The sequence below is a fragment of the Neisseria sp. P0020.S005 genome, from assembly GCF_051957055.1.
GTDB lineage: Bacteria > Pseudomonadota > Gammaproteobacteria > Burkholderiales > Neisseriaceae > Neisseria > Neisseria subflava_A.
Window position 1 is genome coordinate 128,732 of sequence record NZ_JBQCWV010000004.1, and the last position, 16,006, is coordinate 144,737.

Below are 16,006 nucleotides of genomic sequence, written 5' to 3' on the forward strand. Positions count from 1 at the left end.
GACGGCCTTATTTGGCTTTGCATTCGGCGATGACTTGGGTGAATTCGGAAACGTCTTTAAAGCTTTTATAGACGGACGCGAAGCGGACATAGGCAACTTGGTCGATTTTTGCCAGCTCTTCCATCGCCATTTCGCCGACGATGCGCGAAGCGACTTCTTTTTTGCCCAAACGGTAGAGGCGCTGCTCGATAAGGGCAACGGTTTCATCGATTTGTTCTTGTGTGACAGGGCGTTTGTGCAGCGCGCGCTCAAGGCTGGTTTGCAGTTTGTGCGGATTGAAGGGAACCCGTGTGCCGTTGGATTTGATGACTTGCGGCATCCGCATTTCAACGGTTTCAAAGGTGCTGAAGCGTTGTCCGCATTCCAAGCATTTGCGACGGCGACGGATGCTGTTGGTGTCTTCCAGCCATCGCGAGTCGGCTACTTGTGTATTGGGGTGTTGGCAAAACGGGCACTTCATCGGGTTTCCTTGTCATACGCTCGGCAAGGTCGCTAAGCAATTGAATTTATTGTTTGTGAACTATTATTGTAGCGGATTGCGCTATTTTCGTATAGTAAACGCTTTGACTATGGATTAAGTATAAAAAGGCCGTCTGAAAGGGCAACTTGGGTGAAGTTGAGCTTTTCAGACGGCCTTGAGTTTTGCAGTCAATCAACCGTTAAACCGATACGCCAACGGCACGGGCGATTTCCAAACCTTCTTCCGCACTCATATAAACCGGATTCTCGGGATGGTCGCTGCGGACGATATCGCCGTCTTGAAACATCACCAATTCATTGACTGCCAATTGCGACCAAGTTTCATCACGCGTCAGGGGCAGGGTGGCGATGACGGAAACTTTATCGTTTGGGGTGGTCACTTCTGAAAAATCGACCATCACATCATCGTCCAGCAAACGCGCTTTACCAAACGGGGCTTTGCGCACGATGTAGTGCAGCAAGGTGCTGGCGTGGGCAAACAGGCAGTCGCCGTTGGACATCACGAAATTAAACAAGCCATAGCGGCGGATTTCATGGGTCAGGCCGGCGATGGCATCAAACAAAACTTCAGGTTCGGGCTTGGTGGCAAAGCGGCTGCGCAGGCGGTTGAGAATAAAGCAGAATGCGCGTTCGGAATCGGTTGAACCGACGGCATGGTAGTACTCGCCCTGCTCGGGAAAAAAATCAATCAAATGGCCGTTGTGTGCAAACAGCCAATATTCGCCCCACATCTCACGCATAAAGGGATGAGTGTTCGCCAATGAGGTCTGGCCTTGTGAGGCCTTGCGGATATGGGCGATAACGTTTTCAGATTTGATCTGATAGGCGCGCACCAAGTCGGCAACAGGCGAGTTGGCGCTGGGTTTGTCGTCGTGAAACAAGCGCACGCCTTTGCCTTCGAAAAAGCCGATACCGAAGCCGTCGGCGTGGTGATCGGTAATGCCGCCACGGCGGCGGAAGCCTTCAAAAGAAAACATGATGTCTGTGGGAGTGTTGCAATTCATGCCGAGCAGTTGGCACATGGCGTTAACCTTTTTTCCGAGTATTTATAGGGTTATTATGGTGTATCGGGCAGGCAGTTTCAATATATTCTTTGCCGTTTTGGGGCAGGTGATACAGGTTGTATCGAATTAAAAATAAAGAATTTCGCTTTGTAGGGGGATTGTTAGGACATTTACTAATTCTGTGCTAACACTTCCCCTATAAAATGCTTTGCAGAACAAAAAGACCTCCTCACATAACGATATGTTCTACTCACAACGAAACATAATTTTCCCCACCATCGTTTTACCTTAAGGAGTGTTCAATGAAACTGAATCTGCAAAAAACCACCGCTGCTGTTTTGGCTGTTGTATTCAGCGCAGGCGCATTTGCTGCCAACAATTACTACAACCCATTTGATTATGGTTACCAAAACTACAAATATGGCAAAAAATGGGGCAAGCCTGCATCTGAAGCCGAAGGTGAAAAAGTGATGAAACACGCCGCTTACCGTTCAGGCGTGTACTACACCAACGTAAACCGTATGCCCGGCAATGCAGACCGCAATGGCGTGAAAACCGTACAGGTTAACGACACATACACCCGTCAAAACCTCGGCCGCTATTCGTTCAACACCATTAAGAGCGGTGACTCTGAAGTATACTACGGCGAGTGGGTCGGCAAAGAATACGCCAAAGGCTCTAACCGCGGCGTTTTCTACTCCGGCGACAAACGTGCTACCTCTATGCCTGTATCCGGTGTAGCCAACTACGCAGTTAAAGGTATCAATAACTACACCGGCAACAACCCGATGGTTGGTACTTTGCGCGCAGACTTCGGTCAACGCGTCTTGACCGGTTCTATGAAAAATAACGCTGTACAGATGGACATCCATTCCCGCATCAAGCCATCCAGCGCATCATTTGAAGGCTACGCCCGCGCCAACGGCCACTTCGGTAAAACCGAAGGCCACTTCTTCGGCAACGGTGCAAGCGCGTTGGCCGGTGTTGCCAAATTTAAGACCGACCGCAATCTGGATACGGCATACGGCGGCGTAAAACGCTAAAATTCGTCTTTAAGTAAAATAAAGCCTGCCATCCGCAGGCTTTTTTAAACACTTGCCTCCAAATTTCTCAAGGTCGTCTGAAAACCGCCGACCGGAAAGCCGACACCATGTACAAACCGTCTGCCTGCCTGATTCTGCTTCTCTCCGCCCCCGTCCTTGCCGCGCCACGTTCTGATTTTTCAGACGACCGCACCGCGCAACGCTTGTGGCAGGATACCCGCCAAACCATGCAGGAGCAGGAACAAAAAGTGCGCGAATATCATCTCGATATTTCTGCTCCGCATACCGGGCAGACAGCCGAGAGCGATTCCGAAACCGACCAAGGCGAGGCACTGTTTAACGCCGTCAACCGCAGCGATTGGCAAGCCATTCGCCCGCTGCTGGAGCGTTACACCCAGCAAAGCGAATACGATCCCGATATCGCTTCGTTTGCCCGCGCCTCATTAGCTCGAGGCGAAGGTAAGTGGAAAACAGCCAAACAAGAATACGAAACCCTGCTGCAACGCCCCCCCGACTTCGCACGCGGACGGCTTGATTACGCACGCCTGCTTTTTGAAGGCCGTCTGAACCGAGAAGCCTCTTTTGAATTTGCACGCCTTCAAAATGAAGACTTGCCTGAAGCCGTCAAAGAAAACATCGCCCATTTCCAAGATGCCTTGAACCAGCGTCAAAGCTGGAAAGGCAGCCTTTCCGTCGGCGCCGTCCACAACAGCAACATCAATGAAGGCAGCGGCAAAGTGTGGTGTAAAACCGAAATCGACGGCGAATGTTGGGAAGAATTTTCAGGCGATAAACCCATTTCCGCCAACGACATCAAATACGAAGCTGCCGCCGTCCGCCGCTGGCAGATTAAAGGACACCACGGCATCGCTGCCCGCGCGCTCGGCTATGGCCGCTTCTACCGCGACCATAATAAAGACTTCAACGAACACACGCTCAACCTCAGCGCAGGCTACCAGTTTGAAAACCACCGCCACACCTTCGCCCTCGCCCCGCTTGTCGAATGGAATGGCAGCGGCGGCAAAACCCTCAACCGCGCCTATGGCGTGCGCAGTGAGTGGAACCTCGACAAGGGCGGCTGGACGTGGAACACCGAAGTCGAGTGGAAACACCTTTCTTATGCAGACAAAACCCGTTTGCTCGACGGCAGCCTCCTCTCCGTTTACAACACCCTGTCTTATTTCCCTCGTAGCGACCTGATGCTCTACGGCGGCATAGACTGGCAACAACGCAAAACGAAAGATCCTGTGGACAGCTATCGCCAAATTTCTGCACGACTGGGTGCGGCAAAAATGTTTGAAGCCGGTTTCGACGTTTCCGTGTCTGCTACCTTCGGCATCCGCAGCCATAGAGAAGAGAATGCTGTCCTCGAACAACGCCGCCGTGACAAAGAACAAACCTACCGTCTCAGCATAGGCGCTGACCGCTGGAAATTCGCCGACCTTAAGCCCGTCCTCAGCTATAAACACCGCCGCGTCAACGGCAACACCGACTGGCTGTACAGCTACAAACAAAACGAAGTCGGTTTGTCACTGGTAAGGTCGTTTTAATTTGCGGTAAAGAGAAATAAAAATGCATAGGCCGTCTGAAAGTATTTTTCAGACGGCCTGATTTATGATGGAAACGCTGATTTTAAGAATGTTGAACTTTGATTCAATGGAAACAGGTTGCTTAAAAACTAGGGGCTGTATTTTCGTTTTGGAAATTTAGAAAAATTCAGACGGCCTTAAAGTGTTCCCAGACCGGGCGGCATTGTTCGGGTAAGTCGGGGCAGGCACCGAGTATGCCGCCGCTGAAGTCGTTGGGGCGGTGAAAGTCGCTGCCTGCGCTGGCGAGAAAGTCGAAGCGGTCGGCAAGCAGGGCATAGTTGAGGCGGTCGTTTTTACAGCAGTTGCCGCTGTGTACTTCAATCCCTGCGCCGCCGAGATTTTTAAATTCTTGAAACAGGTTTCGTTTGGCGGTGGCGGATAATTCATAGCGCATCGGGTGGGCGATAATGGCCATGCCGCCCGCGCCTGTAATCGCGGCTACACAGTCTTCCAGTGTGGCCCATTCGTGTCTGACGGAACAGGATTTGCCGTCGCCCAGGTATTTGGTAAATGCCTGCTGTTTGTTTTTGACATGGCCTTCGCGGATGAGGAATTCGGCAATGTGGGTGCGGCTGGCCATTTCTTTATTGGCGGCCAATGCCAGTGCGCCTTCATACGCACCTGTTATGCCTTTTTTCTCCAGTTTGGCCGCAATGGCTTCCAATCGTTTCAGACGGCCTTTGCGGACTTCGGCAAGCAGGTTTTGCAGGGTTTCGTTGTGTTCGTCAAAGTCCAAACCGACAATGTGGATGGTGCGGCCGCGCCAAGTGACGGATATTTCCACGCCGTTGACGAAGGGGAGTCCGAGGGTATCGGCTTCGGCGCGTGCTTCGGCAAGTCCGCCGGTGTGGTCGTGGTCGGTTAGGGCGAGCAGGGTGCAACCGTTTTGACGGGCGAGTCGGACAACTTCGGTTGGAGACAACATGCCGTCTGAAACGGTTGAATGGCAGTGTAAATCAATCATGGTTTTGCTTTGAATTTTCTCAAAAAAGGCCGTCTGAACGTTTCAGACGGCCTTGATTTGTTAGAACAGAGAGTCCAGTTGTTGTCTGTTATTGTTGCCGGTATTGCTTGGCAGAACTGGGGTTTCGTCTAATTCTTCACGGGCTGGCGCATTGCCGCTCTCGGCACGGCGGCGGTTTTCATTCGGAACCGAGCGACGGGCAGATTGAGCGGGATGCGGAGCAACGCCGCTGTTGTCCAAGGCCAGGTCGGAGCTGGTGGTCATGCGTTCGCGCATATACACTTCGCCACCGTTCGAAACCACGCCCTCAGGGGCTTTCATCGGTTTGACGCTGGTACCTTTCAGGGCAAAGCGCATGTATTCTACCCATACCGGTACGGCGATTGTACCACCGTAACCTGCACGACCCATGCTGCGCGGTTTGTCAAAGCCGATATAGACGGCAGTCACAACGCTAGGGTTGAAGCCGACAAACCATGCGTCTTTGTTGTCGTTGGTGGTACCGGTTTTACCGGCGATGTCGGAGCGGCCGAGTGCGGCTGCACCGCGTGCGGTACCGACACGGACAACGTCCTGCATGATTTTGTACATGATGTAGGCGTTGCGCGGGTCAATGGCTTGAGGTGCGTTTTCACCGGCTACCAAAGGTTGCATTTGCGCTCTCAGACGGCCTTGGCTGTCGTAGATTTTGTCGATGACGTGGGCAGACACTTTGTAACCGCCGTTGGCAAAGACGCTGTAACCTTCTGCAATACGCAACGGTGTGGTTTCGCCTGTACCCAAAGCCATAGACAGGCTAGCAGGGATTTCAGACGGCTTGAAGCCGAAGCGTTGGATGTATTGTTGCGCGTAGCCGATGCCGATAGACATCAGGATGCGGATGGACACCATGTTTTTCGAAGCGGTCAAAGCCTGGCGCAGCGTGATGTAACCGGAATAGCGGCCGTCTGAATTTTTCGGGTTCCACACTTTGCCGTTTGCACCTTTGCCCGGCAGGGAAATCGGCGCATCGTTAATCATGGTAGAAGCAGTCATGCCTTTTGCCAAAGCGGCGGAATAAACGAACGGTTTGAACGTAGAGCCGGGTTGGCGCATGGCTTGAGTTGCGCGGTTGAAGGTTTTGCTGTGGTAGTCGTAGCCGCCGACCAATGCGCGGACTGCACCGGTTTTCGCATCTAAAGATACCAATGCGCCTTGCAACAAAGGCTCTTGAACAACGGTAAAGGTATCGCCGCTGCCTTTAACGCGAATGACGGAGCCGCGACGGATGCGGTCATCCCCCATTTTTTCGTTGTTGACGGCACGGGCGGCAAAGCCTAAAGCGTGGCTGTTCAGCGTTACTTTACGGCCACTCGGCAACTGAATCTGTACACCTTTGCGGGAGGCTTCCAATACAACTGCCGGAATCATTTTATCGACGGTGTAAAGTGTAGAAAGGTATTGGCTGACGGTTTCTTCTACGTTGTCGCTTTTGCTCAGGTCAATGTAGTTTTCTGCACCGCGGTAGCTGCTGCCGCGGTCGAAGTTGCGCAGAACTTTACGCAGGGCTTCGGTGGCCACGCGCTGGTGTGCGGTGTCGACGGTGGTATATACCTTGAAGCCTTGCGTGTAGGCATCTTCGCCGTATTTTTCAAATAGCTCTTGGCGCACCATTTCGGCAACGTACAGGGCGCTTTGATCGATGTTTTGTACAAAACGCTCGTAATGCAACTCTTCTTTCAAAGCCTGATCGCGTTGCTGCAGGGTAATCATGCCTTCTTCCAGCATATTATTCAGAATATAAGCCTGACGCAGTTTGGCGCGTTCAGGATTTACAATCGGATTGTAGGCGGAAGGGGCCTTGGGCAAGCCGGCCAACATGGCGGCTTCGGCCAATGTTAACTCGTTAACATTTTTGTTGAAATAAATTTGGGCTGCAGATGCAAAACCATAAGCGCGTTGACCCAAATAGATTTGGTTGAAGTACAGCTCCAAAATCTTGTCTTTGCTCAAAGACTGCTCGATTTTGTAGGCCAACAGGGCTTCGTTGAATTTACGGGTGAACGAACGCTCGCTGCTCAGGTAGAAGTTTTTGGCAACCTGCTGCGTAATCGTACTGGCACCGGATTGAACGCCGCCGGCCATGACGTTGCCGATTGCGGCACGCGCCACACCCCAAACGTCCACGCCCCAGTGGTCATAGAAGCGTTTGTCTTCGGCGGCAATCACGGCATCTTTCAAAACTTTGGGAAAGTCACCGATTTTGGTAAATTCACGCCGTTGTTCGCCGTAAACGCCAATGACTTGGCCGTCTGAAGAATAAATCGTCAGCGGCATTTTTGGTTTGTAGTGTTGTAAAGAGTCCAAAGACGGCAGTTTTGGATAGGTTACCAAAATTGCAATTGCAATCAGACCTACACCGAAAAGAGCCAGTCCTAATAAGAGACCCATGCAGGTCGTTATAATCTTTTTAATCATGACTAAGTAATAATTTTGCCATTAATGGCGATAAATAAAGTAAAATGGGAAACGATTTCTATCAGCCACAGTCAATACTGTGTAAAGAATAAGAAGTCCTTTACGGATAACGAAACAGTTACTCACTCCTAAATGATACAGGGAAGTCAAATCATGCGCTTATTTAAAAGCACGAAAGATACCAAAACAGGCAAGGCTTCTAGCGGATTGAACAACCGCTCTGCCATCGGCGTCGATATCAGCCAACATGCCATTAAGATGGTACAACTGACAGGCCGTAGTTTAAACCAAATTCAGCTGGAAAAATACGTTATTACCAAATTGCCTAAAAATATTGTCAAAGGCAACAAAATTCAAGACTACGATCAGCTTGCTACTTACATCCAACATACTTACACACAATTACGCAGTTCTTGCAAAAATATTGTTGCTGCTGTACCACAAAATTTGGCGACAGTCGAGCAAATTATTTACAACCCGCGTGATACCGATTTGGACTTGGAAGAGTTTATCGAGGCGGAAGTCGGCCAATTTGCGCCTATTGAAGAAATGAACTACGACTTTCAAGCTGAAGAAGTCGGTTCGGGTCAGCATGTTTTAGCTGTTGCCGCCAAAAAAGACGATGTCGAGCCACGCATTGAAATGTTTGAAAATGCCGGTCTGCCTTTGTCTGCTTTGGACTTGGACTTGCTGGCGCAACGCAATGCCTTCGTCTATTGGATGAATACGCATGCTCCCGAAATGGCAGAGGAAAAAGTTGCCGTGTTCGGCATTCATGCGACTCAAATGTATGCCCTGATTCTGCAAAACGGCCGTATTCTTTACAAACAAGAAACGCCGGTCAGTACAGAGCAGCTCAATCAGCTGATTCAGCGTACTTATCAGGTAACGGAAGAAAAAGCCGCACAAATGATGGCTTCTCAAAACAAGCCTTCCGACTACCAGTCTCAGATTGCCGACCGTTTTAATGTACAGGTTGCGCAAGAAGTTCAGCGTGTTCTGCAATTTTACTATACCACACAGGCCACTGATTCTTTTCACAATATCAAACACATCCTGCTGACCGGCTTTACCGCGCAGCAGGCAGGTTTGGCAGAAAGCATTTTCTCGCAAACCAATACGCCAACAGAATATCTGCATCCGATTTCATATGTGGAACGCAGTGCAAAAGTAGAATTGCCGCAGTTTCAAATTGATGCGCCGTCACTGACTTTGGCGTTCGGATTGGCATTAAGGGGACTTTGAGAACATGATCGAATTAACCAGAATCAACCTTCTCCCATATCGGGAAGAGATTAAACAGCGCAAGCAGCAGCAATTCAAAGTATTGATGCTTGGTGCTTTTGCAGTGGGTTTGGGCTTGGCGGCCGCTACCTATCTTGGTATTGACAGCGCCATCAGCAATCAAGAAGGCCGCAACAACTTCCTGCAAACCGAAATCGACAGACTTGATAGAGAATTGGGCGAAATCGATAAACTTCAGCAAGAAAAAGAAGCCTTCTTGGCCAAAAAACTGAAAGTTGAAGAGTTACAGGAAAAACGCTATCAAGCGGCTTATATCCTTGATTCTTTGAATGCGCTTACGCCCGATAATACTTATTTGACTGCGTTGGAAGCAGAAAGTGCGGCCAGCTATAAAATCAGCGGTCATGCCATCAGCGACAATAAAATCGCCGTTATGATGCGCTCCCTGCCAAGCACAGGTATTTTCTTGCAGCCTGAATTGTTGAGCATTAAAAAAGTAGATAACTACCAAGAATTTACTTTGAAATCTTCAATCAACCAAGTGAATACGCCGGCTCCTGCACCGACTGCCCAAAGCAGCGGTGAAACGGCCGAACCTGTGGCAGAACCTGCTCCGGAGGCTCAATAATGGCATCTAAAAACCTGAAACAATTGGACGTGCAAAACCTGTACCTTCTCAATATGCCTTCAAAACTTTTGCTGGCAGGTTTATTGATTGTCGGTATGTTGGCTTTGGGCTATGTCGGCGTATTTAAAGATCAGATTGAAACCTTGAATACGCAGGAAGCCAAAGAAGAAGAGTTGAAGGAAACCTTTACGCGTAAAAGCATTCAGGCGGCAAGCTTGAACAATTTGAAAGCTGAATTGGCTTCGATCCGTTCTGCATTCGACGTTTTGTTGAAACAATTGCCGACTGACGCGGAAATTCCGAACCTGATTCAAGAATTGCATCAGGCAGGTTCAACCAACGGACTGCGTTTGGATAGCGTTGCACCGCTTCAACCTGAAAACGATGGTCCGATTCAAAAACTGCCGTATCAGATTTCCATCACAGGCAAATACTCACAGATCAGCCAATTTACCCGTGATGTAGGCGATTTGTCGCGCATTATTACTTTAGATTCTTTAAAACTCGTGAACGCAGGTGAGGACAAAGAAGGTAAAGGTACTAAAGGCGAGTTGACATTGAGCGCGATTGCGACGACTTACAAAGCACGTCCGGCTGAAGAGATTGCTGCCGAATTGGCTGCGCAACAGGCACAAGAAGAAGGCAAACCTGCCGAGAATGAGCAAAAATAAAAGAATAGGGAAATCATGAAAAAAATCATCTTACTCTTAAGTCTTCTTCCCTTGGCAGCCTGCACGCAAAGCTATGAAGATTTGACTCAATGGATGACGCAAACCCGTCAGGAGGCGAAGTCCAAGATTATTCCATTTGAAGAGCCGACGGTTACATTGCCCAAGCCGTATAACCCTCCAAATTTTAAAGGCTTGAATGCGTTTGATTCACGCCGTTTGGACACTGCCCCTAAAGGTGGCAATGCGCCGGATGTGAACCGTCCGAAAGAAACATTGGAAGCCTTCAGTCTGGAAAATATGGCCTTTGTCGGAACGCTGCAAAGCGGCGGCAAAGTTTCCGGATTTATTAAGGTCAACGACCATGTTTATACCGTTTATCCTGGAAACTACATCGGTCAGAATTACGGCAGAATCCAAAGTATTACTGAAGATAAAATTATCCTGACCGAGCAAGTTGAAGACAGCTACGGCAACTGGGTGTACCGGAAGGCCGAATTGCCGTTGAGCAGCAAAGACGCGGATTCTTCCAATAGCTCAGATAGTTCGAATTCAAATTAATTTAGGGGTCTCACTCGATTATGAAAACCAAACACATGACAAAATTATTTGCCGGCTTCAGCGTTGCCCTCGCTGTTCAGACGGCCTTTGCAGGCAATATTACCGATATCAACGTTTCCACTTTGCCTGACAACCAAAAAATCATCAAAATCCGTTTCGACAAAGACGTCACTACACCTCATGGTTTTGTAACATCTACTCCGGCGCGTATCGCATTGGATTTTGCCAACACCAATATCCGTTTGCCTCAGCCTGTTTTGGAATATGCAGACCCATTGCTGAATCAAATTACTGCGGCGCAAAACAATGACCGTGCACGCGTGGTTTTGGGTTTGAACAAAATCAGCCAATACAATACTGAGATTCGTGGCAACGAAGTTTGGGTATTTGTAAACGAATCTACTGACCAAACCAATGCTGCCGTTGCCAATGAACGTGTGGCTACACCGTCTACTGCGCGCGCTACTCAGGCTTATCAAGCCGTTTCGGCCGCCAATATCGATTTCCGCAAAGGCGCACGCAATTCCGGCATTATTGAATTGTCTGCCCCTGGTTTCAGCGGACAGCCGGACATTAAACAGCAGCGCGATCGCGTGGTTGTGACCTTGAAAAACCATACGCTACCGACACAAGCGCAACGCAGTTTGGATGTGGCTGACTTCAATACCCCTGTACAAAACGTTACGCTTAAGCGTATCGGCAATTCTACCCAGCTCATTATCCGCAATAATAATGCGAATTGGGACATCAATACCAAAGCTTCTTCCGGCCGTTTTGTATTTGAAGTATCGCCTAAAGCCGCCAATACCGAATCCGGCGGCTTGAACCACAATGCGAACAAATCGTTCAAAGGCCGTAAAATTTCTTTGGATTTTCAAGATGTAGAAGTTCGTACCATCTTGCAGATTTTGGCGAAAGAATCCGGTGTGAATATTGTTGCCAGCGATACCGTCAAAGGCACCATGACCCTGTCCTTGAAAGATGTACCTTGGGATCAGGCTTTGGATTTGGTTATGCAGGCGCGCAATTTGGATATGCGCCGTCAAGGCAACATCATCAATATCGCACCTCGTGATGAATTGTTGGCAAAAGACAAAGCCTTCTTGCAGGCTGAAAAAGAGATTGCCGAATTGGGTCCGCTGTATTCTCAAACCTTCCAGTTGAAATACAAAAACGTAGAAGAATTCCGCAAAATTCTGCGTTTGGAAGAATACGACAGCAATAATTCCAATACCCGCAATACTCTGTTGAGCAACCGAGGTAGCGCCTTAATCGATCCGGCCACCAATACGCTGATCGTGACCGACAACCGCGGCGTGATTGAGAAATTCCGCAAACTGATTGATGAATTGGACGTTCCAACCCGTCAAGTAATGGTGGAAGCCCGTATTGTGGAAGCAGAAGATACCTTCTTCCGTAATTTGGGCGTTAAATTCGGTTCAGGTGGTGCAAGTGGCCGTAACGCATGGGGCAGCAACTGGAGCAATGCACAAACCAACTACAATACCAATGCCTCGTTTAACCGTGGTGATGTCCGCTATCCTACTTGGTCTTTGGATCCGAACGTCAGCCTGCCGACCGCAGCCGCAGTCAACAGCATTGCGCTGGTGCGTGCGTTCTCGTCCGGTGCATTGGGTTTGGAAATCAGCGCGTCTGAAGAACAAGGTAAGAGCAAAACCATTTCCAATCCGCGTGTGCTGACACAAGACCGCAAAGAAGCCAAAATTGAATCCGGTACGGAAATTCCTTACCAAGAAGCTTCTTCCAGCGGTGCGACTTCGATTACCTTCAAGAAAGCCGTTTTGGGCTTGACCGTAACGCCGAATATTACGCCTGACGGTCAAATCATCATGACTGTGAAGATTAATCGCGATACCCCGATCGACTGTACCGTAGATTCTCTGACAACCAAGTGTATCAACACCAAACACTTGAATACCCAAGCCATGGTTGAAGATGGCGGCACGCTGATTGTCGGCGGTATTTACGAAGAAGAAAGCACCAATGCAGTGAACAAAGTACCTGTTTTGGGCGATATTCCTGTTGTCGGCAATCTGTTCAAATCACGCGGCAAACGTGAAAACCGCCGTGAGCTGTTGATCTTTATCACGCCGCGCATTATGGATAATGTGGGTAACAATCTGCGTTACTAATCTTTAGAATGACAAACAGGCATATCTGCAAAGGTATGCCTGTTTTGGTTTTCAGACGGCCTGAGATGAAAGGCTGTCTGAAAAACGACGAACTTTTCCACGAAACCACCATATCGTATAAAATGACCCACATGGAAAAAATCAACGGCAATTTAATTTTAATCGGGCTGATGGGCGCGGGAAAAACCACTTTGGGCAAGCAGCTTGCCCAAATGTTTGAATACCCGTTTTACGACAGCGACTACGAAATCTGCACTTCTTCGGGCGTATCCATTCCGACCATTTTTGAGATGGAAGGGGAGGAAGGCTTCCGCAACCGCGAGACCAATATGCTGAAAAAGCTCGCTTCCCGGCGCAACATCGTTTTATCGACCGGTGGCGGCTCCGTATTACGCAGTGAAAACAGACAGATTTTGCGCCAAAACGGCATGGTTGTTTATCTGCATGCCAGCCCTGAAACCTTGCTGGAGCGTACCCGTTACGACAGCAACCGGCCGCTGTTGCAAGTTGCCGATCCTTTGGCCAAACTGCAAGAGCTGTATGACCAACGCGATACGCTGTACCGTCAAACCGCCCATCTCGTCATCGAATCCGACAGCTGTCACAAAACGCTCAAACGCCTGATACAGGCTTTAGGCGAATAAATACGCTTTGCAAAGGAATACCATGCGCACACTGACTGTCCAAACCCCGTCCCATCAATACCCCATCTTTATCGGACATAAACTGATTGAGCAGGCCGATACGCTGCTTCAGCCCTATTTAGGCAAAAAAGCAGCCATCATTACCAACGAAACCGTTGCGCCGCTTTACCTCAAACAGCTTCAGACGGCCTTAGACAGACTGGGCGTGCCGCATTTCAGCATCATCCTTCCTGACGGTGAAGAATATAAAAACTGGCAGACGCTCAACCTGATTTACGATGGTCTGATGCAAAACCGTGCCGAACGCAAAACCACTTTAATCGCTTTAGGCGGCGGCGTGATAGGCGATATGGTCGGCTTTGCCGCAGCGACTTATCAGCGTGGCGCACCTTTTATCCAAGTGCCGACCACATTGCTCAGCCAGGTCGATTCCTCGGTCGGTGGTAAAACTGCCATTAACCATCCGCTCGGTAAAAACATGATTGGCGCGTTCTACCAGCCGCAAGCCGTTCTGGCCGATTTGACCGCCCTGCAAACGCTGCCGCAACGCGAACTTTCCGCAGGCATGGCCGAAGTCATCAAATACGGCGCATTGGGCGATGCTGAATTTTTTGCTTGGTTGGAAGAAAATATGGCTGACCTGATGGCACAACACCAAGAAAAAATGGCAGAAGCCGTTTACCATTGCTGCAAAATGAAGGCCGATATTGTTGCCCAAGACGAAACCGAGCAGGGCATCCGCGCATGGCTTAATCTCGGCCACACTTTCGGCCATGCCATCGAAGCTGAAATGGGCTACGGCGTATGGCTGCACGGCGAAGCTGTTGCCGCCGGTTGTGTCCTCGCTTCCCGTTTGTCGCAAATTTTGGGCAAAACCCAACAAGCCGACACCGACCGAATTGCCACTTTAATGGAAGCCGCCTCCCTCCCGTCCGCACCGCCTGTTTTCTCATTTGAAAAATGGATAGAACACATGAGCCACGACAAAAAAGTCAGCAGCGGCATCATGCGTTTTGTCGGCTTGGAATACTTGGGCAAAGCCAATATCACCGAAATTACCGATATGGAAATCCTCCGCCAAACCTTGCAACCGTATTTGTGAGGAATGAATGAAGTTTGCTTTAAAATATAAAAAGGCCGTCTGAAAGTCATTTTCAGACGGCCTTTGGTTTTAAAACGCCTTCATTTATCGGATTAAAGCTAGATAGACCAATTTGGGTGGGTCGATTATTTAAAGCGTCTTTTTATCCAACTCGGCAATAATCAATAAGCCGCTGTCAAAGCGTCGGCTGTCGGCCAGTTTCAGACGGCCTTGATGGCGTTTGACAATGGTGTCTGCAATGGACAAACCAAGTCCAGTGCCTTGTTGTTCGGTGCCGAGAATGCGGTAGAAGGGGTCGATAACGCGTTGGCGTTCGCTTGGGGGAATGCCGGGGCCGTCGTCTTCCACCCAAATGTTGAGGTATTCGGCGGTTTCATCAAAGCCCAAATCGATGCGGCCGCCTTTAGGGGTGTAGCGGATGGCGTTGTCGGTAAAGGTTTTGATGAGGGTGTAGATTTCGGTGTCGTCGGCGTGGATTTGGCAGTCGTTTTCAACGGCAACGCCGATGTCTTGACCTTTGGCCAGCGCCAGTGGCATGAGTTCCTGCAAGACGCGGCGGAACTGGTTTTGCAGGCTGATCAAGGTTTTGGGGCGTTGGGTTTCGGGTGCTTGGACGCGTGCGAGGGAGAGGAGTTGCTCGAGCAGGTGGCGGTTGCGCTGTATGCTTTGTTGCAACAGGGCGGACTGCTCGCGCGCTTCGGCGGACAGCTGCATATTGTTGAGCCGCTCTGCCTGAAGGGAAAGGGCGGTCATGGGGCTGCGCAATTCGTGTGCGGCATCAGCGATAAAGCGTTGCTGTTGGCGGACGTTTTCGTCAGTACGTTGCAACAGGTTGTTGATGGCAACGACAAAGCCTTGGATTTCGCTGGGAATGTCTTGCGTGTCCATCGGCGAGAGGTCGTTGATTTGGCGCTGTTCCAAATCGTTGGACAGGGTTTTGACGGAACGCATGGTGCGGTGGGTAATCCAGACGGTGAGCAGGATAATCAGGGGCAGGGCGAGGAGCATGGGGAGGATGCTCTGTACGGCGGCCATTTCGGCTAGCTCTTCGCGGTAGTCGCTTTCCTGCATGACGGTGATGCGGCCTTGCTTGGTAGTGCGGGTATAAACGCGGTAGTAATCGTCATCGTCATCAGCCTGAATGGTGTGCAGGCCGTCTGAAATTTTCTCAGGCAGGCTGACAATGGGGTTGGGCGTATTGGGAAATTGAACGGAAATCTTGTTGTCGTTGTCGAGTGAGTGTTTCTCGTCATCGGCATCGCTCGGGTCGAGATAGTTCGCGACTTGGCGCAACAGGTCGTCTTGAACCTCTTGGGTCTCGTGATAAGTATCGTAATATGAAAATATGCCTGCAAGGATGGAGAGGGGTAGGAGCATGCAGATCAGGGCAAGGCTGATTCGGACTTGCAGGGATTGTTTGATGGTGTGGATAAGGCGTTGCATGGTTTGTGTGTTGATATTGTTGTGG

Annotated in this window: 14 protein-coding genes; 9 read left to right on the forward strand and 5 right to left on the reverse strand. The window is 49.8% G+C overall.

Going from position 1 to position 16,006, the window contains the following annotated elements; translation table 11 throughout:
• Nucleotides 1-7: 7 nt before the first annotated feature.
• Entirely contained in the window at nt 8-460 is a 453-nt protein-coding gene (gene nrdR, locus ACTHTU_RS05035) for a transcriptional regulator NrdR (protein ID WP_070584707.1), read from the reverse strand.
• 199 nt (nt 461-659) lie between these two features.
• The gene (locus ACTHTU_RS05040; protein ID WP_440361940.1) at nt 660-1,502 is read right to left on the reverse strand and encodes a class II glutamine amidotransferase; all 843 of its coding nucleotides are present in this window, start codon (nt 1,500-1,502) and stop codon (nt 660-662) included.
• A 284-nt stretch (nt 1,503-1,786) separates the two neighbouring features.
• Between ACTHTU_RS05040 and ACTHTU_RS05045 the strand changes: the two genes are divergently transcribed.
• Nucleotides 1,787-2,527 carry a Slam-dependent surface lipoprotein gene (locus ACTHTU_RS05045; protein ID WP_377073670.1) on the forward strand — a complete coding sequence of 247 codons (741 nt, stop codon included), beginning with the start codon at nt 1,787-1,789 and terminating at the stop codon, nt 2,525-2,527.
• Between the two features lie 107 nt (nt 2,528-2,634).
• Nucleotides 2,635-4,077 carry a surface lipoprotein assembly modifier gene (locus ACTHTU_RS05050; protein WP_440361941.1) on the forward strand — a complete coding sequence of 481 codons (1,443 nt, stop codon included), beginning with the start codon at nt 2,635-2,637 and terminating at the stop codon, nt 4,075-4,077.
• 166 nt (nt 4,078-4,243) lie between these two features.
• Here the strand turns inward: ACTHTU_RS05050 and ACTHTU_RS05055 are convergent, their stop codons facing one another.
• Together ACTHTU_RS05055 and ACTHTU_RS05060 are read right to left on the reverse strand one after the other, a co-directional pair.
• Nucleotides 4,244-5,080 carry a PHP domain-containing protein gene (locus ACTHTU_RS05055; protein WP_440361942.1) on the reverse strand — a complete coding sequence of 279 codons (837 nt, stop codon included), beginning with the start codon at nt 5,078-5,080 and terminating at the stop codon, nt 4,244-4,246.
• Between the two features lie 60 nt (nt 5,081-5,140).
• Entirely contained in the window at nt 5,141-7,537 is a 2,397-nt protein-coding gene (locus tag ACTHTU_RS05060) for a penicillin-binding protein 1A (RefSeq protein WP_440361943.1), read from the reverse strand.
• Nucleotides 7,538-7,690: 153 nt separating this feature from the next.
• Here ACTHTU_RS05060 and pilM point away from each other — a divergent pair, with 153 nt between their 5' ends.
• From pilM to aroB, 7 genes are all read left to right on the forward strand, one after another.
• Nucleotides 7,691-8,782, forward strand: a complete 1,092-nt coding sequence (gene pilM / locus ACTHTU_RS05065) for a type IV pilus assembly protein PilM (RefSeq protein WP_039862505.1) — start codon at nt 7,691-7,693, stop codon at nt 8,780-8,782.
• A gap of 4 nt (nt 8,783-8,786) precedes the next feature.
• Complete coding sequence (locus ACTHTU_RS05070; RefSeq protein WP_440361944.1) at nt 8,787-9,410, forward strand: PilN domain-containing protein; 624 nt, start codon at nt 8,787-8,789, stop codon at nt 9,408-9,410.
• Nucleotides 9,410-10,081, forward strand: coding sequence for a type 4a pilus biogenesis protein PilO (locus tag ACTHTU_RS05075; RefSeq protein WP_107867827.1), 672 nt, complete (start codon nt 9,410-9,412; stop codon nt 10,079-10,081). The genes ACTHTU_RS05070 and ACTHTU_RS05075 overlap by 1 nt, the downstream gene beginning before the upstream one ends.
• A gap of 15 nt (nt 10,082-10,096) precedes the next feature.
• On the forward strand, nt 10,097-10,639 hold the full coding sequence (locus ACTHTU_RS05080; RefSeq protein ID WP_440361945.1) for a pilus assembly protein PilP: 543 nt from the start codon (nt 10,097-10,099) through the stop codon (nt 10,637-10,639).
• Nucleotides 10,640-10,659: 20 nt separating this feature from the next.
• Nucleotides 10,660-12,792: a type IV pilus secretin PilQ gene (gene pilQ, locus ACTHTU_RS05085; RefSeq protein ID WP_440361946.1), complete on the forward strand. Its 2,133-nt coding sequence runs from the start codon at nt 10,660-10,662 to the stop codon at nt 12,790-12,792.
• A 131-nt stretch (nt 12,793-12,923) separates the two neighbouring features.
• Nucleotides 12,924-13,436: a shikimate kinase gene (locus ACTHTU_RS05090; RefSeq protein ID WP_440361983.1), complete on the forward strand. Its 513-nt coding sequence runs from the start codon at nt 12,924-12,926 to the stop codon at nt 13,434-13,436.
• Between the two features lie 22 nt (nt 13,437-13,458).
• Nucleotides 13,459-14,538 carry a 3-dehydroquinate synthase gene (gene aroB / locus ACTHTU_RS05095; protein ID WP_440361947.1) on the forward strand — a complete coding sequence of 360 codons (1,080 nt, stop codon included), beginning with the start codon at nt 13,459-13,461 and terminating at the stop codon, nt 14,536-14,538.
• 129 nt (nt 14,539-14,667) lie between these two features.
• On the opposite strand, the gene ACTHTU_RS05100 is transcribed toward aroB, so the two are convergent.
• The gene (locus ACTHTU_RS05100; RefSeq protein WP_440361948.1) at nt 14,668-15,981 is read right to left on the reverse strand and encodes a sensor histidine kinase; all 1,314 of its coding nucleotides are present in this window, start codon (nt 15,979-15,981) and stop codon (nt 14,668-14,670) included.
• Nucleotides 15,982-16,006 lie beyond the last annotated feature (25 nt).